This window comes from Brevibacterium aurantiacum (genome assembly GCF_007558825.1).
Taxonomy (GTDB): Bacteria; Actinomycetota; Actinomycetes; order Actinomycetales; family Brevibacteriaceae; genus Brevibacterium; species Brevibacterium aurantiacum_A.
Genome location: NZ_VLTK01000012.1, coordinates 99,328 through 119,000, shown reverse-complemented (window position 1 = coordinate 119,000; position 19,673 = coordinate 99,328). Strand labels below are relative to the sequence as shown.

General features: G+C 64.0%; 18 protein-coding genes. 11 read left to right on the top strand and 7 right to left on the bottom strand.

The features are described from left to right. Nucleotides 1-341 precede the first annotated feature (341 nt). Nucleotides 342-1,517 carry a CaiB/BaiF CoA transferase family protein gene (locus FO013_RS18025; RefSeq protein ID WP_143923939.1) on the bottom strand — a complete coding sequence of 392 codons (1,176 nt, stop codon included), beginning with the start codon at nucleotides 1,515-1,517 and terminating at the stop codon, nucleotides 342-344. Between the two features lie 247 nt (nucleotides 1,518-1,764). Between FO013_RS18025 and FO013_RS18020 the strand changes: the two genes are divergently transcribed. Both FO013_RS18020 and FO013_RS22460 read left to right on the top strand, forming a co-directional pair. Next, a complete protein-coding gene (locus FO013_RS18020; RefSeq protein WP_143923938.1) occupies nucleotides 1,765-2,799 on the top strand; it encodes an agmatine deiminase family protein in 1,035 nt (344 codons plus the stop codon). A gap of 182 nt (nucleotides 2,800-2,981) precedes the next feature. Then, nucleotides 2,982-3,371, top strand: a complete 390-nt coding sequence (locus FO013_RS22460; protein ID WP_186293189.1) for a YtxH domain-containing protein — start codon at nucleotides 2,982-2,984, stop codon at nucleotides 3,369-3,371. A 67-nt stretch (nucleotides 3,372-3,438) separates the two neighbouring features. Here the strand turns inward: FO013_RS22460 and cls are convergent, their stop codons facing one another. Together cls and FO013_RS22975 are read right to left on the bottom strand one after the other, a co-directional pair. Continuing rightward, complete coding sequence (gene cls, locus FO013_RS18010) at nucleotides 3,439-4,935, bottom strand: cardiolipin synthase (RefSeq protein ID WP_143923936.1); 1,497 nt, start codon at nucleotides 4,933-4,935, stop codon at nucleotides 3,439-3,441. Nucleotides 4,936-5,003: 68 nt separating this feature from the next. After that, complete coding sequence (locus FO013_RS22975; protein WP_260848252.1) at nucleotides 5,004-5,126, bottom strand: hypothetical protein; 123 nt, start codon at nucleotides 5,124-5,126, stop codon at nucleotides 5,004-5,006. A 42-nt stretch (nucleotides 5,127-5,168) separates the two neighbouring features. Between FO013_RS22975 and FO013_RS18005 the strand changes: the two genes are divergently transcribed. Next, nucleotides 5,169-5,867 carry an NUDIX hydrolase gene (locus tag FO013_RS18005; protein ID WP_143923935.1) on the top strand — a complete coding sequence of 233 codons (699 nt, stop codon included), beginning with the start codon at nucleotides 5,169-5,171 and terminating at the stop codon, nucleotides 5,865-5,867. Nucleotides 5,868-5,924: 57 nt separating this feature from the next. On the opposite strand, the gene FO013_RS18000 is transcribed toward FO013_RS18005, so the two are convergent. Next, on the bottom strand, nucleotides 5,925-6,779 hold the full coding sequence (locus tag FO013_RS18000) for an enoyl-CoA hydratase-related protein (RefSeq protein WP_143923934.1): 855 nt from the start codon (nucleotides 6,777-6,779) through the stop codon (nucleotides 5,925-5,927). A gap of 32 nt (nucleotides 6,780-6,811) precedes the next feature. After that, entirely contained in the window at nucleotides 6,812-8,071 is a 1,260-nt protein-coding gene (locus FO013_RS17995) for an MFS transporter (protein ID WP_143923933.1), read from the bottom strand. 174 nt (nucleotides 8,072-8,245) lie between these two features. Between FO013_RS17995 and FO013_RS17990 the strand changes: the two genes are divergently transcribed. The 4 genes from FO013_RS17990 to FO013_RS17975 all read left to right on the top strand — a co-directional run bounded on the left by FO013_RS17990 (nucleotide 8,246) and on the right by FO013_RS17975 (nucleotide 12,265). Beyond that, nucleotides 8,246-8,677, top strand: a complete 432-nt coding sequence (locus FO013_RS17990; RefSeq protein ID WP_260848251.1) for a TM2 domain-containing protein — start codon at nucleotides 8,246-8,248, stop codon at nucleotides 8,675-8,677. Between the two features lie 107 nt (nucleotides 8,678-8,784). Further along, nucleotides 8,785-10,350, top strand: coding sequence for an FMN-binding glutamate synthase family protein (locus FO013_RS17985; RefSeq protein ID WP_143923932.1), 1,566 nt, complete (start codon nucleotides 8,785-8,787; stop codon nucleotides 10,348-10,350). Between the two features lie 55 nt (nucleotides 10,351-10,405). Next, nucleotides 10,406-10,975, top strand: coding sequence for a dienelactone hydrolase family protein (locus tag FO013_RS17980; protein WP_143923931.1), 570 nt, complete (start codon nucleotides 10,406-10,408; stop codon nucleotides 10,973-10,975). 366 nt (nucleotides 10,976-11,341) lie between these two features. After that, nucleotides 11,342-12,265, top strand: a complete 924-nt coding sequence (locus tag FO013_RS17975) for a hypothetical protein (protein WP_260848250.1) — start codon at nucleotides 11,342-11,344, stop codon at nucleotides 12,263-12,265. 124 nt (nucleotides 12,266-12,389) lie between these two features. Here FO013_RS17975 and FO013_RS17970 read toward each other — a convergent pair whose 3' ends face one another. Beyond that, nucleotides 12,390-13,193 carry a 3-oxoacyl-ACP reductase gene (locus tag FO013_RS17970; protein WP_222103671.1) on the bottom strand — a complete coding sequence of 268 codons (804 nt, stop codon included), beginning with the start codon at nucleotides 13,191-13,193 and terminating at the stop codon, nucleotides 12,390-12,392. Between the two features lie 214 nt (nucleotides 13,194-13,407). On the opposite strand from FO013_RS17970, the gene FO013_RS17965 reads away from it, so the two are divergent. The 4 genes from FO013_RS17965 (at nucleotide 13,408) to FO013_RS17950 (ending at nucleotide 19,433) form a co-directional block, all read left to right on the top strand. Then, entirely contained in the window at nucleotides 13,408-14,502 is a 1,095-nt protein-coding gene (locus FO013_RS17965) for a hypothetical protein (protein WP_143923930.1), read from the top strand. Nucleotides 14,503-14,629: 127 nt separating this feature from the next. Then, entirely contained in the window at nucleotides 14,630-15,658 is a 1,029-nt protein-coding gene (locus FO013_RS17960) for a 3-oxoacyl-ACP synthase III (RefSeq protein ID WP_143923929.1), read from the top strand. Nucleotides 15,659-15,665: 7 nt separating this feature from the next. Further along, entirely contained in the window at nucleotides 15,666-18,440 is a 2,775-nt protein-coding gene (locus tag FO013_RS17955; protein WP_143923928.1) for an alpha/beta fold hydrolase, read from the top strand. A 24-nt stretch (nucleotides 18,441-18,464) separates the two neighbouring features. Further along, on the top strand, nucleotides 18,465-19,433 hold the full coding sequence (locus FO013_RS17950; RefSeq protein ID WP_143923927.1) for an NAD-dependent epimerase/dehydratase family protein: 969 nt from the start codon (nucleotides 18,465-18,467) through the stop codon (nucleotides 19,431-19,433). Here FO013_RS17950 and FO013_RS17945 read toward each other — a convergent pair whose 3' ends face one another. Then, nucleotides 19,434-19,649: a ferredoxin gene (locus FO013_RS17945; RefSeq protein WP_143923926.1), complete on the bottom strand. Its 216-nt coding sequence runs from the start codon at nucleotides 19,647-19,649 to the stop codon at nucleotides 19,434-19,436. It lies immediately after the preceding gene. Between the last annotated feature and the right edge of the window lie 24 nt (nucleotides 19,650-19,673).

Sequence of the window (19,673 nt, the reverse complement as noted above, 5' to 3'; positions counted from 1 at the left end):
AACCATCAGCACGCGTTTGACGACCGGCCGCTTGGCGGCCTTCGTCTCAGTCTTGTCTGTGTCCATCTCAGTCCTGGAATCTGGTGCGCCACTTTGCGAAATCCGCCTTGACCAGAACTGGACTGCTCAGGATCTCCCCAGTGGCTAGGGTGCATTCATACAGACTCTAGGGTACGTCAGTGAATCCGGAAGTTCAGCCCGAGCATCCCCTGTGTTTCACGAACCCGACCTGCGAGAACAGCTGTGGGAACGCATAACTGGCATCAACCGGAGCCGGCACACGGGCAGCACTGGGCATGACTCCGGGCATGACCCGGGCAATGACGGTGAAATGACTGCACTCAGCGCTGGCTGCGCAGCCAGTCCTTGACTGCCTCCGTACTCTCCCCCAGCTGCGGGGGCGCGAGATCGTAGCTGGGCGGGGTCTGGGACAGACGGATCGGATTGGCCACCGTCGGGATCACACGTTCCCCGGCCCCCGCCTCGGCGACGGGCTCGAGACCCAGAGAGGTCGCCAGGTCGACGCCCTGGGCGATCGTGTTGATCGGAGCGCACGGCAGACCAGCAGCCGACAGGATGTCGAACCATTCCTGATTCGTCTTCTCGCTCAGCGCATTGATGAGTTCGGGCTCGAGTTCGGCCCGGTTCTCATTGCGGTCGGAGAAGTTCGCGAAGCGTTCATCCTCGGCCCAATCGGGATGGCCCAACACCGCGGCCAGGGACCGAAACTGGTTGTCGTTGCCCACGGCGATGATGATCTGCCCCTCGGCGGTGGGCATCGGCTGGTAGGGGTACAGGCTCGGGTGGGCGTTGCCCATCGCCTGCGGGACGACACCGCCGGCCACGTACGCTGAGGTCTGGTTCGCCAACCCCGACAGTGCCGAGGACAGAAGATTCGTCTCCACCAGCTGCCCTTCACCGGTGTCCTTGCGGTGGGCGAGCGCGGCGAGGATGCCGACGGTCGTGTGCAAGCCGGTGAACACGTCGACGACGGCGACCCCTGCCTTGACCGGGCCCGACTCCTGCGAACCGGTCACGCTCATGAAACCGGACAGTCCCTGGATGAGCAGATCGTAGCCGGGCTGCGGGTTGTCCCTGCCGAATCCAGTCACCGAGGCGTAGATGATGCCCGGATTCGCGGCTTTGACGGCGTCGTAGTCGAGCCCGTACTTCGCCAGCCCGCCGGCTTTGAAATTCTCCACCAGAATGTCGACCCGTCTGGCCAGCTCCTGCGCCAGGCCCAGCTCCTCATCGTCCTTGAAGTCAAGGACCACGGAATGCTTGTTCCGATTCGCCGTAAGGAAATACGTCGCATCATCGCCTCGCCGAGGTGGCGCCCAGTGCCGTGTATCGTCACCGGCCCTGCCCTCGACCTTGATCACTGTGGCACCGAGGTCGGCAAGCATCATCGTCGCGTAGGGCCCCGCCAGCACCCGCGAGAAGTCGGCAACGACCACTCCCGCCAACGGACCGGTCCCGGACCGACCGAACAATTCCTGCAGATCCTGCTGTTCCACGTGCTGCCTCCCATGGCGCGTTCGAACCCTGATATCCAGGCGTCCTGTCTTCCACGCCAGACTATACGGACTCCCCCCGCCGCAGACGGGTCCCGGGAGGTACGGAATCCGTTGACCCCCACGAGCCGAACCTCGCTACACTCGGGACAAGCCAACTGCTGTCTGCGGCACCGGGGAGGGTTCACTGCGGTGCGAGGCTCAACCGACCACGAGGCTCAACAGTCAGCCAGACTCGAAGGGATGAACGATGACGTTTCACATGCCCGCGGAAACCGCTGCCCATGACCGCATCTGGATGGCATTCCCATCTTCCGGCTATGCCTTGGGCGACACCGAGGACGTGGCCGAAGCCGCACGCCGCACCTGGGCCGCGGTGGCGCGTGCCACCAGCGAGTTCACTCCGGTGACCGTCGTCGTCTCGACCTCGCAGACGGACAATGCCCGCCGCCACCTCGGCGAGGGGATCAGCCATCCGATCACTGTGGTCAATGCCGAACTCGACGATGCGTGGATGCGCGATATCGGACCGAGCTTCGTCGTCGACGACAACGGTGCACTGCACGCGGTGGACTGGGTGTTCAACGGCTGGGGTGCCCAGGAGTGGGCAAAGTGGGATCACGATCAGCACATCGGGCGCTTCGTCGCGAACCAGGCAGGCGTCCCGATCGTGGATTCCCAGCTGCGCAATGAGGGCGGCGGCATCCACATCGACGGACAGGGCACCGTGTTGGCCACACGCAGCGTGCAGTTGGATCCGGGCCGCAATCCCGACCTGACCGAGGCCGAGGTGGAAGCCGAATTCGCCCGTACCATCGGGGCGAAGAAGGTCATCTGGCTCGACCACGGCCTCTACCGCGACAACCAGACCTTCGGCACGCGCGGCCATGTCGACATCGTCGCGGCCATGCCCAGTCCGGGCGTCATCCTCATCCACGATCAGCGCAATCCCGAGCACCCGGACTTCGAATTCAGTCAACAGCTCAAGACCCGATTCACCGCCGAGACCACTGCCGAAGGCCAGCCTTTCCACGTCGTGCCGATTCCGGCCCCCGAGGTGCTGCGCGATGATGACGACTGGGTCGACTACTCCTACGTCAACCATTTGGTCACCAATGACGGGGTCATCGCCTGCACCTTCGACGATCCGATGGACGCCGAAGCGGTCGCCGTCCTGGAGAAGGTGTACCCAGGGCGCAAGGTCGTCGGCGTCGATGCACGCGAACTCTACGCCCGCGGCGGTGGGATCCACTGCATCACCCAGCAGCAGCCCACGGTGGGCTGAACGCCGTAGAGCTGTATCTTCTCCACAAATCTGAGACGATGTCCTTTCACTGTGGAACCATCGGCGGTATAAGGTGGTGAACCAGGGCACGGTGCCGATGCGCACGATCGTCGATCGTCGTCGGTCTGCGCACTCACACGTGTTGCATGCAGTCACGGCAAGCTGAGAAGGAGAGCAGGAAAATGAAGAAGCGATTGATTCTCCTGGCAGGTCTGGGAGTCGGATACGTGCTCGGATCACGCACCGGACGTCAGAGCTACGAAAAGCTTAAGGCCCAGGCACAGGATCTCTGGGCCGACCCGCGAGTGCAGGACACCGTCGAGAAGGCCAACCAGTCGATCCGCGACAAGTCACCGGCCGTCGCCGATGCCGTGCAGACAGCAGCCGACAAGGTCAACTCCGCCGCAGGAGCCGGTGCGGCAGGAGCAGGTGCAGGCGCCGCGGGCAGCAAGTCGGCTGGGACCCCAGGCGCCACGTCCACCGGCACCCCTGAGGTCAAGGACGATGTCGTCGCAGACCCCATGCGCGATCTCGATGACGAAGGCCCATCCGGACTCTCCGAAGACACCTGAGACTCTGAGAAGACAACGCTCCCGCACACTGATCGGTGTGCGGGAGCGTTGTCGTATCCGGCGCAGTTCAGAGCAGCGAGCTCGTGAGCCTGGCGACGTTCTCCACATACTTGTGCAGCAGCGGCCGATCGTTCCAGCGTTCGGCGTCGAGTTCAACGGAGTTCGGCGCGTACCGCTGCGCTTCGAGGTCGTACATCCGCTGGGTGAACTCCTTGTCGACGATGAACATAGTGACCTCCATGTTCATCGCGAACGATCGCTCATCCATGTTCGAGGATCCGATGATCGAGACTTCATCGTCGATCATGAGGAACTTCGAATGCAGAACGGTCGGGGCGTGGTACAGGAAGATCCGGACACCGGCTCGCACCAGATCAGCGTAATAGGACTGCTGGGCCCGTTGCGTCACCCAATGGTCGCTCGTCTCCCCCACATACAGGCGCACGTCGACCCCGGACCGGGCCTCTGTCGTGAGCGCGTGCATGAGCGATTCGTCGGGCACGAAGTACGGTGAGCAGACGACGACGCTGCGGTTCGCGTTGTAGATGAGGTGGTTGAACAGACGCAGATTGTTCTCGTCTTCGAACCCTGGTCCCGACGGCACCACCTGCGCCTGGATGCCGCCGTTCTGCGGTGCCCGGGGTTCCTCCTGCGAGGCTTCGTCGAAGAGTTCCCCCGTCTCCGAATACCAGTCCGTGATGAAGACCGCATTGAGTTCATCGACGACTGGGCCGCTGCACTTCAGCGACAAGTCCATCCATTGGAAGCCCTTCCGCCGGTTGCGTCGCTTGTTATAGGACCGGTCGATGATGTTCTGCGACCCGGTGAAGGCGACCTCGCCGTCGACGACGAGGATCTTCCGGTGGTTGCGCAGATCGGGTCGCTGGTATTCGCCCTTCCAGGGACGGATCGGCAGGGCTCGGCGCCACGCCACTCCCGATGAGTTGAGCCGCTTGACCAGCTCCGAATAGCCGGGATATCCCAGTGAGCCCAGATGGTCGATGAGGATTTTCACCTGAACCCCGCGCTCGTGCGCGGCCAGCAGCGATTCGAAGAGCCGCCTCGTCGTGTCATCGATGGCGACGATGTAGAACTCGAAGTGAACGAACCGGGTGGCCGCATCGATCTGGTCGGCCATCGCCTCCATGCAGGCATGGTTGTCGATCTGCAGGTCGAAGGCGTTGCCGTGCGTCATCGGCAGCGCGCCCAGTTCGAAGTTCAGCTGCGCTGCGGTGCTCAGCGGTTCGGTCATTTGGGCGGAGTCGCCGATGATCGCCCGATCATCGGTCTGGTCCCGGAAGATGTCGTTGACGAGCACCTGCTTGTCCCGCCGCCTCTTCGGCAGCTTCGCTGAGCCGAGCAGCAGGAACGCGAGAATTCCGACGTAGGGGATGAGGAAGATTGCGAGCAGCCAGCCGAGCGCGACTGATGGTCTGCGGTTGTGCGGAATCCAGCCCAGCGCAACGATGCGGATAATCATGTCGATCGCCAGAAGTGTGAAAATCAGCCAGTTTGGCCACGCCTGATCGATTGAGAAGAAAAGATAGTTCTCCAATCCGGTCATGTCCTTACTCTTCCGGTCTGCGGGCCGTCAACGCCGGGTGCCGCGCTCAGACTCTCAGGCACCAGAGCTCAAGCTGCCTTGAGAAATTCGCCGTCGGTCTCGTCTGGCACCATCGTATCCTGCCGCATGATTCCCAAGGAGATCGCCCTGCGGCCCACCCCGCCTCCGCCGAGGACAACAGTCACAGTCATAATGGAAGGTGACGACCAGACACAGAGGCGAAGGTGCTGACAGTGATTCGAGATATCTCCCCCGAGGGGTCCGACCGTTCGGACCTCGCCGATTCCTCCAGCCGCGGACCTGATGTGCCCGACCCTTCGGCCGTGCCGATCAAGCCCGCCGTCAGCGTGCTCATGATCCGCGACGGTGCCACCGGGCTCGAGGTCTTCGTCCAGCACCGGGTGTCGACGATGGACTTCGCCGCCGGCGTCGTCGTCTTCCCCGGCGGCCGCGTCGATCCCATCGATGAGCAGACCGCAGCCTCCATCGCAGTCCCCGATGCGCAGAGTCATCAGGCAGCGTGGAAGGACTCCACCATCGCCGAGGTGGCCGATGGTTGGCGCATCCTGCTCGCCACCGCTGTGCGTGAGGTCGAAGAGGAGACAGGAGCCGTGCTCGACCCGGCAGGACTGAAGCCGTGGGCGAACTGGGTGACCCCGGCAGGGCGCCCGAAGCGATTCGACACCTACTTCTACGCGCTTTCGGCCGGCGACCTTGAGTCGGCCCGTCATCAGACCACCGAGGCGCATTCGAGTGAATGGATGTCGGTGGCTCAGATCCTGACCGCCGAAGCCGAGGAGCGTCTTAAGCTGATGCGCCCAACACTCGTGCTCATGCGCGAGCTCGACACGTTCGACACCGTCGCCGAGGTGGTCGGATCCGAACGGAGCATCGACCCGGTCCGCCCGGAGTTCCCCGGCAGACACGGCTGAGCCGCGCCAGCCCGTCGCGGGTGAGCAGTCCGCACATCACAACTGCCTCACTGCGCCTCAGCCCTTCGTCCGATTGGCCATGCGCGCCAGCCGTTCCGTGACGACCTCGCGTTGCTCGTCGGTGCCGATGAGGGAGGCCAGCGCCTCCTGCTCCGCATCGAGACCCGTGGCCAAGTCGGCCTCATAGGAGAGGTCGACGAGCTTCTTCGCCCACACGAGTGCCGAGCGTGATTTCCCCGCGATGTCGGCGGCAAGTTCGAGAGCTCGCTCTACCGGGTCCTCGGCCAGCTCTTCGACGAGACCGATCCGCAGCGCCTCCTCGGCGCCGATTGCCTCGCCTGTGGCGATGAGCTTCTTCGCCGTTCCGGGCCCGACCAGGCGCGGCAGCAGCTGGGTCCCGCACATGTCCGGGATGATCCCCCATTTGATCTCCATCAGTGAAAGCTGGACGTCGGGTCCGGCGATGCGGATGTCCGTGCCCAGCGCGATCTGCATCCCGCCGCCGAGCGCCGGACCCCTGAGCCCGGCGATGACCGGAACCTCGATCAGGGACCACACGTGCACTGCCTTCTGCGCCAGTGCCCGAGCGGACCCGAGCCGCTCACCGACGTCGACGGCGCCTTCGGTCGATGACTCGGACCCCGCACCCGCCTCGGCGGAGGTCGTCGCGGTGCCTTCCTCCGCGAGCCTGGACATCTCGGTGAAGTCCAGGCCAGCACTGAATGCCCGCCCGCGACCGGAGAGCACGACGGCCCTGACCTCAGTCGATTCCCTGAGCGCGAGGCCGACCTCGACGAGGTCCTCGAACACCTCTCTGGTCAGTGAGTTGAGCTTCTCGGCGCGGTCGATCTCCACATGGGCGACCCCCCGGTCGATCGTATAGGTGACGTTCGAATGTGCTGCGTGGGGCATGAAGTCCTCCGGTTCCAAAGCTGAACGAATGATCAGCTGCGTTTCTTGAACCCTATCGAAGCCCCGGTCAACGTCAAGATCAGAACGGCGAACAATGAGGTCATGCACATGACGACCACGCCCGGCCACGCGAAATCGGTGAACAGAACCGCCGACAGCCAGGCGCCCAGGCTGGTGCCCAGATAGTAGACGGTGAGGTAGATGGCCGCCGATCGGGTGGAGTCGACACCGGGTCGTGAGGCGCTGGCTGACGCGGATGCGCCCGTGTGGCCGAGGAAGAAACCGCCGGTGAGCAGGGACATGCCGATGACGATCACCGGCAGATTGTCGACGAGAGTGAGTCCGGCGCCGACAAGCGCTGTGACCATGCCGATCAGCGTCAACGAGGTGCGCGAGAGTTTCGTGGCCAACCGACCGTAATACGTGGTGACGACGGTGCCGACGAGGTAGATGAGGAAGAACAGTGCGACCGCACCTTCGCTCAGTCGCCAAGGATCGTGCTGCAGCCGAGTGCCGAGCATCGTGAAGGACCCGCCGAAGACGATCATGCACAGGAAGCCGGTGAGGTAGATCCGCCACAGCCCCGATCCCAGCGGAATGATCGCCCCCCGAGGCGGCTGTGCGGTCTCCGCTGTCGCCGACGGTTCCGGCGTGGTCGCCGACTCCAGCTCGGTCGCCGACGATTCGCGGGCGGCGATCACTCGTGAGGTGGTGAAGAGATCGTGGCGGAGCAGCCAGACCACGATGAGCCCGAAGACCAGAGAGACTGCCGCGGTGAACGCCAGGCCGCCGTGCCAGCCGAGGCCCTCCGCGGCAAGACCGGTCAGGAGCCGGGAGGCGAGTCCGCCGATCGTGTTGCCGGCGATGTAGACGCCGATCGCGCCGGGCAGTGCCTTCGCCGGCAGCCGCAGCGAAAGATAGGCCATTGCGGTGGCAGGCACCGAGGCGATCGCCACGCCTTGGAGGAAGCGGACGGCGATGAGCAGTTCGGGGCTCGGCATGAACGGCAGGATGAGCGCGAGGATTGCGGCCAGGATCACGCCGCCGGCGATCTGCCTGGCATGCCCGATGCGCGGGGCGAGCATGGAGAACGGGATGAGGAATACGGCCATGGCAACATTGGTGGCAGAGACCGTCAGGCTCGCGGTGGGAGCGTCGATGCCGTAGGCGCCGCGGATGGCGGGGAGCAGTCCCTGCGTCTCATAGAGCACGAGGAAGACCGAAACTCCGGCCAAGAACACCGCCACGATGGTTCGCCGAGTACTCGTCGCGCTCGGCTCACCAGTACTCATAGACCCAACGCTATGCCGATACTGGGGAAAACCCCAATGCGCGAACACTCACCTGTTTCCTAGGCTGTACTCAGGTCCCCCACCTGACGCCCATCCCCCGGTTCTCCGCGGCACGTCGATCACATCACGTCGATCGCTCCACGGAGAGCGGCGACGCAAGAGAAGGAGAACACCGTGTCCGTGTCGCCTCTGGTCCCCGAACTGCCCTCCATCGGCCCCTTCGATTCCCTTGACTCCCTTGAACGTCCGGGTTCCGTGAATCGACCGAACTCCGACAATGAGGCCGAGCACAACCATGCCAACCGCTCCTTCTTCGTCACCTGGCTCCTATCGCTCCTGCTGGGATTCCTCGGTGCCGACCGCCTCTACACGGGACGTTTCCTCACCGGCGGGCTCAAGCTGGTCAGCCTCGGCGGACTGGGCCTGTGGTGGGTCATCGACCTCGTCATCGTCATGGCCGGCGGACTTCGCTACGACAACCGCCCTCTCCGCGGTTACGACTCCTGGAAGGAAGTCGCGTGGATTGCCACAGGGTTCCTGCTCATCATCGGCTACTCCCTCCAGCTCGATGAACTGGTCCAGGCGCTGCTCACACGACTGTTCTGAGTCAGACGCTCGGAAATTTAGCCCACCCTTTCCTGAAATCCCCGTGTTCTCGGTTTAGGCTCGCATCAAGCACAGACCGAAGAAGTTCAAGGAAAGGTCGGTACCCCATGGTCAGCCAGCTCGGAGGAGACTCAACAGGGAAGCGCGTGGCTCAGGCCGCTGCCGCCGTCTCAGCGCTCGGCCTCGGCGCCCTCGCCGCCTGGGATGTGACCCAGAAGAAGCATTCGATCCTCCGCAACTATCCGGTCGCCGGTCACGCACGGTATCTGCTCGAGTCGATTCGCCCAGAGATCCAGCAGTACTTCATCGAGCGGAACTGGGATGGCCGTCCGTACAATCGCAACACTCGCGCAATAATCTACGAACGCGCCAAAGGCAAGCACTCCGAAAGCGCCTTCGGCACTGAACGCGACGTCAATCGCACGGGCTACGAGGCCCTCATGCACTCCACGGTTCCGATCACGAACTCCCCGACTCCCCCGCGGATCCGTGTCGGCGGTGCGGAATGCACACAGCCCTATGACATCTCGCTCCTCAACGTCTCGGCCATGAGCTTCGGATCGCTGAGCGACAATGCGGTGCGCTCGCTCAACAAAGGCGCCGCCCTGGGTGGGTTCGCCCAGGACACCGGAGAAGGCTCGATCACGCCCTACCACCAAGAGTTCGGCGGCGACCTGATCTGGGAGATCGGCACCGGCTACTTCGGCTTCCGAACCCCCGAGGGCGAATTCGCTCCGGATGTCTTCGCACAGAAGGCACAGGACCCACAGGTCAAGATGGTCTCACTCAAGCTTTCCCAGGGTGCCAAGCCCGGCCTCGGCGGCGTCCTGCCCGGCCCGAAGGTCACCGAGGAGATCTCAGAGATCCGCGGCATCCCCGTCGGCAAGACCTGTGTCAGCCCGCCGAACCACACCGTGTTCTCGACGCCGATTGAGCTCCTGGCGTTCATCGAGCAGATGCGAAAGCTCTCCGGCGGCAAGCCTGCTGGTTTCAAGCTCTGTGTGGGTTCGCGCACCGAATTCCTCGGCATCTGCAAGGCAATGCTCGAGACCGGCATCACTCCCGATTTCATCATCGTCGACGGCTCTGAGGGCGGCACGGGAGCGGCACCGCTCGAATTCGAGAACCACGTCGGCCTGCCCCTTACACAGGGCCTGATGATCGTGCACAACGCGCTCATGGGTGCGGGACTGCGTGATCGCATCAAGATCGGTGCGGCAGGGAAGATCGCGGCCGGCTCCGACATCGTCAAGCGACTCATCCAGGGTGCCGACTTCACGATGGCAGCTCGCGCCATGATGATGGCCGTCGGCTGCATTCAGGCTCAGGTCTGCCACACAGGCAAGTGTCCCGTCGGCGTGGCCACGCAGGATCCCCGTCGAGCTCGCGCCATCGATGTTCCCGACAAGTCGACCCGCGTGAAGAACTACCACGACGGCACTGTCACCGAGGCCGTGCGCCTGATGGCTTCGATGGGCGTGGCCCATCCTGATGAGTTGGAACCGACGATGCTGCGCCGCAATGTCTCGGAGTCTGAGTCGTGGTCCTACGCTCGGCTCTACGACTGGCTCAAGCCCGGCGAACTGCTCAACGGCGCTCCTGATGACTGGGCTGCCGACTGGGAGACGGCACAGGCTGACTCCTTCGCCATCCCGCACGGCCGCAGCCGCTGAGTCATACCTCGAGCCTCGGCAGAGCTGTATTCAACTGAGATAACAGGAGATCGCCATGGCAGCCCTCGTTCTGCTCCATTCCGCACTGGGCAAGACTCCCGGCATCGAAGCGATCGCCGATCGCTACAGAGCCGCCGGGCACACCGTGCTCGCCCCCGATGTCTACGAGGGACGCACATTCACCACCGCCGAGGCCGGGGTCGGCCACTCACAGGACGTCGGGTTCTCTCAGCTCGTCGATCGGGCCGCCGCGGCCTGTGCTGACCTGACTGGTGAGATCGTCTTCGCCGGGCTCTCCCTCGGTGCCGGCATCGCCCAGCAGTTGGGCAAGAACGACGCGCGGGCACGCGGCGCGCTCCTCTTCCACGGTGGCGGCTTCCCCAAGCCCACCCGATGGCAGGAGAATGTGCCCGTCCAGATCCATTTCTCAGTCGATGACGAGTGGAGAGACGCAGCGGCGCCACAGACTCTGTTGGAGTCGGCTGCCCGAGCGGGGGCACAGGCGGAGTATTTCCTCTACCCGGGCGGGAGTCACCTCTTCAGCGATCCGCTGGTCGCTGACTTCCGGGAGGACAGCGCTCAGCTGCTCCTCGACCGAAGTCTGGCGTTCCTCGACCGAGCCTGAGCCCGGCTCGCCTCAGCCCATCACCAGGCCATTGTCGACGACGAGGTTCTGACCCGTCACTGCTGGTTCTCACCTCAACGAAGGCCCAAGCCACCAAGACAACCGCCCACCAATCCCCTCTCTCACCCAACAAACGTCGAAAGCGGACCGTGGCGCCGAGAGCCGAGCGCACCGACCAAAGCCGACTCCCTGAAGTCACCCGACGGCGCTCCGGTCTGCTCTCGACGACTTCCCGGCTATAAATGGAGCGGGATCTGTGGATGTGTTGACGTCTTTTTGTATTGTTTCATTGCGTTTGATGTGGTTTGGTGCCATTATCTTTAAATGGTTCAGGTATACATCAAGCAGGACCTGCTCAGATTCGGCTTGACCGACGACGATGTCCGCCGAGCGCAGCAGTGTTGCCTGCGAAGAATTCGGCGCGGGCACTATGCCGTGGTCAGCCCCTGCAATTCACCGCAACATGCCGTTCTCCACTCGCCTGGTGCTGCCGAGCCGATCTCTTATCCCAAGACTTTTGGCGACATCCGAGACCGGACGGAAAATCTCAAGCCATTGATTCGTTCGCGACTGCTCGAGCTCCACTCCGGTGATGTCTACTCCCACATCTCTGCCGCGCTGATTCACGGCATTCGCCCGCCGTTCCCGGCAACCGACCAGGCCGAGATCATCCGCACCGGATACCACGAAAACTTCCCCACATTGCGCATCTATGACCGCACGGTTCCCCTGACGGACCGGACCACCGTCGGCGATTATGCGGTCACAGGTCTGTCGCGCACACTTTCCGACATCGCCCATGACTACCCGCTGGAGATTTCGGTTCCGATGATTTCCGAGGCCCTTCGGGTCGGCAACATCAGCAAGCCCGAGCTTCTCGAGCAGATGAAGATTCGGCGAAGAGGGTGCAGAGTTGCGCAACAAGGCCTCGCACTGTCCGATCCGCTGCACGAATCCCAGGGCGAGTCACTCTGTGCAGTGAAGTTCCACAGATTCTCGATTGCAGATATGATCCCGCAGGTAGCGGTGCACGATCGCACTGGGAAATTTCTCGGCAGATGCGACTTCAAGCACGCACGACTTCCGCTGATCGTGGAGTTCCACGGTCTGGGCAAGTACTACCTCAATGAGAATGGACCAGATCGAGCAAGCAAGGACAACCACGCTCGGCACATGCGGCTCGCCAATGCCGGGTTCGCGGTATTCAATTTGGTCTGGGCCGACCTCTTCCGCAGCGACATGTTTTCTGCCATCAAGAAACACATTGCCGAAAGCCGACCGCACCGTTGAGAGCCGACTCCCTGAAGTCGCCCGCCGCCGCTGGAGTCGGCTCTCAATGTTAGGGTCGGCCCTCGCCGGCGGGATCGGCTCCGGCGACGATTCAGCTGAATGTGTTGGGATTGCCGTTGGCGCCTCAGCCCATCACCAGGCCATTGTCGACGACGAGGTTCTGACCCGTCACCGCTCGTGAGGCCGGTGATGCGAAGAACACCACCGCCGAGGCGAATTCCTCCGGAGTCGTCACATGTCCCAGCGGAGTCTGGGCCGCAATCTGGTCGAAGACCTCTTCCGGAGTCGCCGAGGAGGCATCGGTGGTGCGCAGCAGCCCACCGGAGACCATATTCACCCTGACTCCCGCTGGCCCGAGGTCCTTGGCGAAGGTCCTCGTCAAGGACAGCAGGGCTGCCTTCGCTGCGGTGTAGTCATGGTAGGGCACAACGGGGTTCTGCACGAGGTTGGATCCGATGTTGATGACCCGTCCCGAGCCGATTTCGCGGAATCCGCTCATTGCCGCCTGGACAGTGTTGAGCGCCGCTCCGACGGCTCCACGGAACTGGTCGGTGAAATCGGAGAAGTCGATTTCGTCTGCCGGCTGCCGTTCCTCGCCGTTGAAGGAGAAGTCGACAAGTGCGTTGTTGACCACCGTCGACACGGGCGCCCCGAACTCGGCGTGTGCAGCTGCGAGCATGGCGTCGACTGCGCGCGAGTCGGTGACATCGGCCTCGATGGCCACTGCACGACCACCGCGAGCACGGATGGCCTCGGCGAGCTCCTCCGCGGCCTCGGCAGAGTAGCGATAGTTGATGACGAGCGCCGATCCCTCATGAGCAAAGGCCTTCGCGATGGATGATCCGACCCCGCGGCCGGCCCCGGTGACGAGGACGATCTGCTGGTCCAAGGGCATGGCCGATGTCGTGAATGCCTGGGCGTTGCTCATCGCAATTCTCCTTCGAATGCTAGGCGGTCCTCGGCGGTGCCGAGGTCATATCCGGTCGTGATCTCACCCTACCCGCGCGTTGGGGCACCGATGCCATTCTCGGGTGCGTCTTCGCCGGTCTCCGGGTGTGTTGCGGCGCTCAAACGTGATTACCTGGCCGATCCTCCTTAGACTGAGCACACGACCATCGTTGTCCATCCCCAGGAAGTCCCTCATGAGCGAGCTCGGAGCCAGCATCTCAATCGGAGTCCTCGCAGCACTCGTCGTTCTCGTCATCTACCTGATCGCGTCGCGTATCGGGCGATGGCAGCCGGCTCCGCAGCGTCGATCCCAGGGCGGACAGGCGCCGCAGCAGCCTGGGTACGGCCCCGGTGGCTACGGTCAGCAGGGATACGCGCCGGGCGCGCGACCGCGAGGCGGCACCTACGACCAGTCGACGCGTGCCTACAATCAGCCGACGCAGGCCTACGATCAAACGACCCGCGCCTATCCCCAACAACCCGAGCGCGTCTACGGTATGAGCGAGGACGAGACTCGTGTGCTTCCCGCGACAGGGGCCGACACCGATTCGCGGGCCACGAAGGCGGAGCTGAGAGACAACATCGGCCAGTCGGGGCAGATGGTCGAGACGAACCGTCGCGCGGCCACCTCCTCGAACGGTGACACTCTGGCGGTGTTCACGTATATCTTCGGCGCTGCCCTCATCGCCGTCATCGCGTTCGTGTTCTTCAACAATCTCCTCCTCCCCGCTACGGTCGGCGCACTGGCCGGCGCGATCATCTGTGTGGCGTTGGCATCGACCTACACGCTGAAGTCCCTCGATTTCTGGCCGGACAATTCGACGATCACGATCATCAATCTCCTCGTGGCTCTGGCCGCCTCCGTCGCCATGTTCATCGGCGCCGAGCAGACCGAACGCGACGGATTCACGCTGGGCCGCATCACCGATTCCTTCGCCGCATTGCCTTTCAGCGAAGGATTCACCGGTTTCGCCACCGCCATCGCCGATCGCGTCGTCGAGTTCTTCCGCGAATTCGGGTTCATGGGCTTCATCTTCCTGATCCTCATGGGCGTCGGCTGCATCATCGTCTTCACTCTGGCGGCCAAGTCACTCATCGACGTCATGGACTGGCGCATCTTCGTCCAGTTCGGACGCTTCGTCACCGACCGTCCCATGTCCCATTCGCGTGCCGTTCGCTTTCAGTCTTCGAAGGTTTCGCACACCGTGACGTCGATCATTCTGGCCGGGATCGCGGTCCTCTGCGCGACCGGAATGGCCTATGACGGATTCACCTGGTTCACTCGCTGAGAAACAATTCAGCTTGAGGGATATAAGATAGTCTCCGGACTTCCCCGTCGTGGCGCGCTTCAGGAGTGCGTCGCATCGGCCTTCAGCAGACGACGACGAACGACCCGCAAAGGGATGAGAACCTCAATTGGCGAATGGCAACGCAACATTCCGGCACTCGAACGTGGCGCTTCTCGGCCTGACTGAGATCCTCGCCCCGAACGAAGTGACCTCTCAAGAATTCGACGAGCGCCTCGCCGATACCCTGTCCATGCTCAACCTGCCGACCGGGCTGCTGCAGCGCGTCGCGGGAGTCTACGCGCGACGCAACTGGGATCAGCCGAATCAGTTCGCCGACGGTGCGATCGCCGCTGGCAAGAAGGCCCTCGCCGAGGCTGGGGTCTCCCCCGACTCGATCGGACTGATGGTCAACACCTCGGTCACGCGTGAGCACCTCGAGCCCTCTGTGGCCGTCGGCGTGCACGCCGGCATCGGCCTGGGTTCCCAAGCGATGAACTTCGACATCGCCAACGCCTGCCTGGGCTTCGTCAACGGAATGACCCTGGCCGCGAACATGATCGACGCCGGCCAGATCGAATACGCTCTCGTCGTCGCCGGCGAGGATGCCTCCCGCGTCCAAGAGGCCACACTGCGCCGACTGACGCGCCCCGGCATCAACCGCGAGGAGTACCTCAACGAGTTCGCCTCCCTGACACTGGGATCCGGTGCCTCCGCCGCCGTCCTCGGGCCAGCCGACAAGCACCCGGAAGGCCACCGCATCCTCGGCGGCATCACCCGCGCCGCGACCCAGCACCACGAACTGTGCGTGGGCGATCACAACGGAATGTTCACCGACACCAAGGGTCTGCTGGCCGGCGGCATGGAACTCGTGGTCGCCGCGTGGGAAGAAGCCCACGAGGATGGCTGGAACTGGCGCGACATGGACCGCTACGTCATGCACCAGGTCTCCGACGTGCACGTCAACTCGATCACGAAGGCCGCGAACCTCGATCCCGATCGGATCCCGGTCACCTATCCCGAACTCGGCAATGTGGGACCGGCTTCCCTGCCGATCACGCTCAGCCGCGAGGCATCACACCTCAAACCCGGCGACCGCATCCTGTGCATGGGAGTCGGGTCTGGACTCAACACCGCAATGACCGAAATCGAGTGGTAGAGGTTCGATGATAATTCCTGCACGGCCGGCTCAGGCTCCCCCGAAGCTGCCCGAGTGGGACCCCGCCTGGTCCCGAATCGTCGAGGCCAAGACATCCGATGGGCCGCATTCCTTCCATGTCCTCGACACCCTTGAGGTGCTGCGCGCCGAAGGGCTTGAACCCAGCGGCACGATCCTTGCCCTGCACGGCAATCCGACCTGGTCGTACCTGTGGCGACACCTTGCCCAGGCGACGGTGGACGCTGCCCGTTCCGGCGGACGAGTGTGGCGGCTCGTCGCTCCCGACCAGCTCGATATGGGCTTCTCGGAGCGGCTGGCACATGAGTCTCTGCCGACTCCCCACGGCACCCAGGTGCGCCGGATGTCCCAGCGCATCGATGACTTCGACGCCGTCGTGTCTGCCCTGCTCGCCGAGGTGGCCGGCAGTTCCGCGCCCCACAACGAGGCGGCAGGCGCCGCGAGCGCCGCACCCGACGACGCAGCCGCGTCGGCCGATCATCCGATCGTGACGATCGGTCATGACTGGGGCGGCGTGCTGTCCCTGGGGTGGGCGTCACGCAACACCGACCTGGTCTCCGCGTCGATCAGCTTGAACACGGCCGTCCACCAGCCCGAGGATGCCCCGATACCGGCACCGCTGCGGGCAACCTTGGCCGGACCCATGCTGCCGACCGCCACCGTGGTCACCGACGGATTCCTGCGGGTGACGATGGGCCTCGGCGATCTCGACCCGGAGATCAAAGACGCCTTCCGCTCCCCTTATGCGAACGCCTCACAGCGCCACGGGATCGGCGGCTTCGTCGCCGACATCCCCGTCAACGAGAACCACCCGTCCTACTCGGAGCTGCAGCGCGTCGGTGCCGATATCGCGGCCTACGAGCACCCTGCTCTCCTGGTGTGGGGACCGAAGGACCCGGTCTTCCTCGAACGCTATCTGCGTGACCTGCGTCAGCGCCTGCCCCAGGCCGACGTGCACCGCTTCGAACTGGGCTCCCACTTAGTCAGCGAAGACTACGACGTGGCCGGCGTCGTCATCGACTGGCTGAAGACACAGTTCCCCGTCGACGATGCTGGAGCAGACGCCGCCTCCGGCACAACTGCTGCCGAGAACACGTCTGCAGCAGCCCCTGCGCGTGGAGTCACCGCGATCCTCGACGCACGCCACGACGACGAATCCATCGCCTCGGTGGACTTCGCACAGAATCCTGCGCAGCAGATCACCTGGCGTCATCTCTGGCACGTGACGACGAGCATCGCAGGCGGCCTGCTCGAACTCGGCGTGCGCCCCGGAGATCGGGTCTCCATGCTCGTCCCGCCCGGCAACAACCTCACTGCGGCCCTCTACGCGTGCCTGAAGATCGGTGCCGTCGCGGTCGTCGCCGATGCCGGACTGGGGCCGAAGGGCATGACCCGGGCGACCACCTCGGCGGATCCGCAGTGGATCATCGGGGAACTGCCTGGACTCGGCCTCGCCCGTGCCTTCAACTGGCCCGGCCGGCGCATCTCCGTGTCCCCTCTGGGACCGGTGCAGGCCAAACTGTTCAAGGTCGAGACCAGCCTGACCGCGCTTTCGCGCACCACACACCACGCGCAGCTGCCCACACCGGCAGCCACCGACGATGCCGCGATCCTCTTCACCTCCGGATCGACGGGACCGGCCAAGGGCGTGCGCTACACCCATGGCGACATCTCCGCCCTTGCAGCAGTCCTGACCCGAGTCTTCGACGTACACGAAGGCACCGGCCTGGTCGCCGGCTTCCCACCCTTCGCTCTCCTGGGACCGGCCATCGGGGCTACCTCGGTGACTCCGGACATGTCCGTGACCAAACCGAAGACACTGACGGCCAGCGCCATCTCCGATGCGATCATCGCCGGTCATTCCACGATGGTCTTCGCCTCACCCGCTGCGTACAAGAATGTCGCCGCCACCGCCTCTGACCTGGATGAGGAGCAGAGGGCCGCATGTGCACGGGTCGAGCTCGTGCTCTCGGCTGGGGCTCCCGTACCGCTGGATCTGATGGATTCCATCGCCGAGGTGTTCCCGAACGCGAGCATCCACTCGCCGTATGGGATGACCGAGGGCCTCCTCCTGACCGACATCGACCGTGCCGGTGTCACCGCGGCGGCTGCCACGTCCAATCTCGGCGTGTGCGTGGGCCGGCCCATCGACGGCGTCGAGCTGGCACTGGCTGCGATCGACGACTCTGGTTCGTCTGCAGACACGCTGGAACAAGGCGTTGAGGCACAGGGCCACCTGGGCGAGTTCGTCGTCAGCGCCGCCCACATCAAGTCCGGCTACGACAATCTCTGGGCGACCACCGCTGCCTCGGCTCGGGATGACCTCGACGGTCGGACCTGGCACCGGACGAACGACATCGGCCACATCGACGCCGAGGGCCGAGTCTGGCTCGAAGGCCGTCTGCAGCATGTGGTCACCACACCTCGCGGGCCGGTGGGCCCCGGTGGTCTCGAGGCGCTCATCGATTCCGACGAGCAGGTCAGGCGCAGTTCGATCGTGGGCATCGGCCCGACCGGGACACAGTCTCTGGTGGCCGTCCTCGATGCCGAAGGCACCGATCTCTCCCCTGGCCTGGCACCGTTGGACCTGACGTCGAGACTGCGGGAGCTGGTTGCCGAGGTCCTCGGACACGACCTCACCGCGGTGCTCGTCGCTCCTGCGTTCCCGACCGACATCCGTCACAATTCGAAGATCGACCGATCCCGGTTGGCCACCTGGGCCGATCACGTCCTATCCGGCGGTTCGGTGCGTACCAAGGTCTGAATCCCGACCGTCTGAGGAGTCCTCATGAAGATCACCGTCACCGGGGCCTCCGGGCTCCTGGGTTCGTCCGTCGCTCGCGCACTGATGGCAGACGGCCACCAGGTCACGACTCTGCAGCGTCGCCCCTCCTCGGTGGCTGGCGTCCATGATGTCATCGGGTCGGTCACCGATCCGAGCAGTGTCACCGAAGCCCTCACCGGCGCCGAGGCTGTTGTGCACTTGGCGGCGAAGGTGTCAATGATGGGCGACCCCAGTGAGTTCGAGGCCGTGAACATCGGCGGCACGCGCACCCTCGTCGATGCTGCGCTGGCAGCGGGTGTGAAGCGGATGGTGCATATCTCCTCACCGTCTGTGGCCCACACCGGTGATTCGATCATCGGCGCAGGAGCCGGTCCGGCCTCACCTGAGCAGGCGCACGGTGAGTATGCGCGAACCAAGGCCGCCGGTGAACTCATCGCCCTGGACGCCGACTCCGAGGACTTCAAGGTCCTCGTCCTGCGCCCACACCTCATGTGGGGGCCAGGCGACACCCAACTGACGGAACGCGTCATCGATCGCGCACGGGCCGGCCGGATGCCGGTGCTGGGGTCGGGTGCACCACTCGTCGACGCCCTGTTCGTCGACAATGCGGTCGAGGCAATCGTTGCCGCCGTCGACGCCGTCACGTCCACGCACGGTGAATCGCTGGTGGTGACGAACGGTCAGCCGCGCCCCATCGGGGAGCTCATGTCACGCATCGCCATCGCCGGCGGCGCCGGGGTGCCGAAACTGCGCGTTCCCGTGGGTCCCGCGCTGGCGGCCGGATCCATTGTGGAGAAGGTGTGGGATCTGGGCGAGCATGACGATGAACCTCCCCTGACGAGGTTCTTGGCCGAACAGCTGTCGACTGCGCACTGGTTCGACCAGCGCCGCACCCAGGAGGTTCTGGGGTGGACACCGCGAGTCAGCATCGAAGAGGGACTGAAGATCCTGGCAGACCACTACCGGGGTTGATCAGCGAGGTGGTATCTGGTGTCTGTCGATCTGGATCGCCTTGGATGGGCACAGGAATTCTGCTTCATCGGCAGCCTCCCATTCCGATTCGGGCGGGGCGGAGTCATTGAGATGGGCGAAACCGCCGTTGCCCTCCGGGTTGGAGAAGACCTCGGGGGCGACGAACCCGCAATTGCCTGAAGCAACGCACATGCTCGCATGAAGAGTGATCTTCATCGGAACTTTCCTCTCGTGGCCTGC

Coding starts and splice junctions, on each gene's coding strand:
- FO013_RS18020 (WP_143923938.1), top strand. CDS start 1,765: ATGACGTTTCACATGCCCGCGGAAACCGCTGCCCATGACCGCATCTGG.
- FO013_RS22460 (WP_186293189.1), top strand. CDS start 2,982: ATGAAGAAGCGATTGATTCTCCTGGCAGGTCTGGGAGTCGGATACGTG.
- cls (WP_143923936.1), bottom strand. CDS start 4,935: ATGACCGGATTGGAGAACTATCTTTTCTTCTCAATCGATCAGGCGTGG.
- FO013_RS22975 (WP_260848252.1), bottom strand. CDS start 5,126: ATGACTGTGACTGTTGTCCTCGGCGGAGGCGGGGTGGGCCGCAGGGCG.
- FO013_RS18000 (WP_143923934.1), bottom strand. CDS start 6,779: ATGCCCCACGCAGCACATTCGAACGTCACCTATACGATCGACCGGGGG.
- FO013_RS17995 (WP_143923933.1), bottom strand. CDS start 8,071: ATGAGTACTGGTGAGCCGAGCGCGACGAGTACTCGGCGAACCATCGTG.
- FO013_RS17985 (WP_143923932.1), top strand. CDS start 8,785: ATGGTCAGCCAGCTCGGAGGAGACTCAACAGGGAAGCGCGTGGCTCAG.
- FO013_RS17980 (WP_143923931.1), top strand. CDS start 10,406: ATGGCAGCCCTCGTTCTGCTCCATTCCGCACTGGGCAAGACTCCCGGC.
- FO013_RS17970 (WP_222103671.1), bottom strand. CDS start 13,193: ATGAGCAACGCCCAGGCATTCACGACATCGGCCATGCCCTTGGACCAG.
- FO013_RS17965 (WP_143923930.1), top strand. CDS start 13,408: ATGAGCGAGCTCGGAGCCAGCATCTCAATCGGAGTCCTCGCAGCACTC.
- FO013_RS17955 (WP_143923928.1), top strand. CDS start 15,666: ATGATAATTCCTGCACGGCCGGCTCAGGCTCCCCCGAAGCTGCCCGAG.
- FO013_RS17950 (WP_143923927.1), top strand. CDS start 18,465: ATGAAGATCACCGTCACCGGGGCCTCCGGGCTCCTGGGTTCGTCCGTC.
- FO013_RS17945 (WP_143923926.1), bottom strand. CDS start 19,649: ATGAAGATCACTCTTCATGCGAGCATGTGCGTTGCTTCAGGCAATTGC.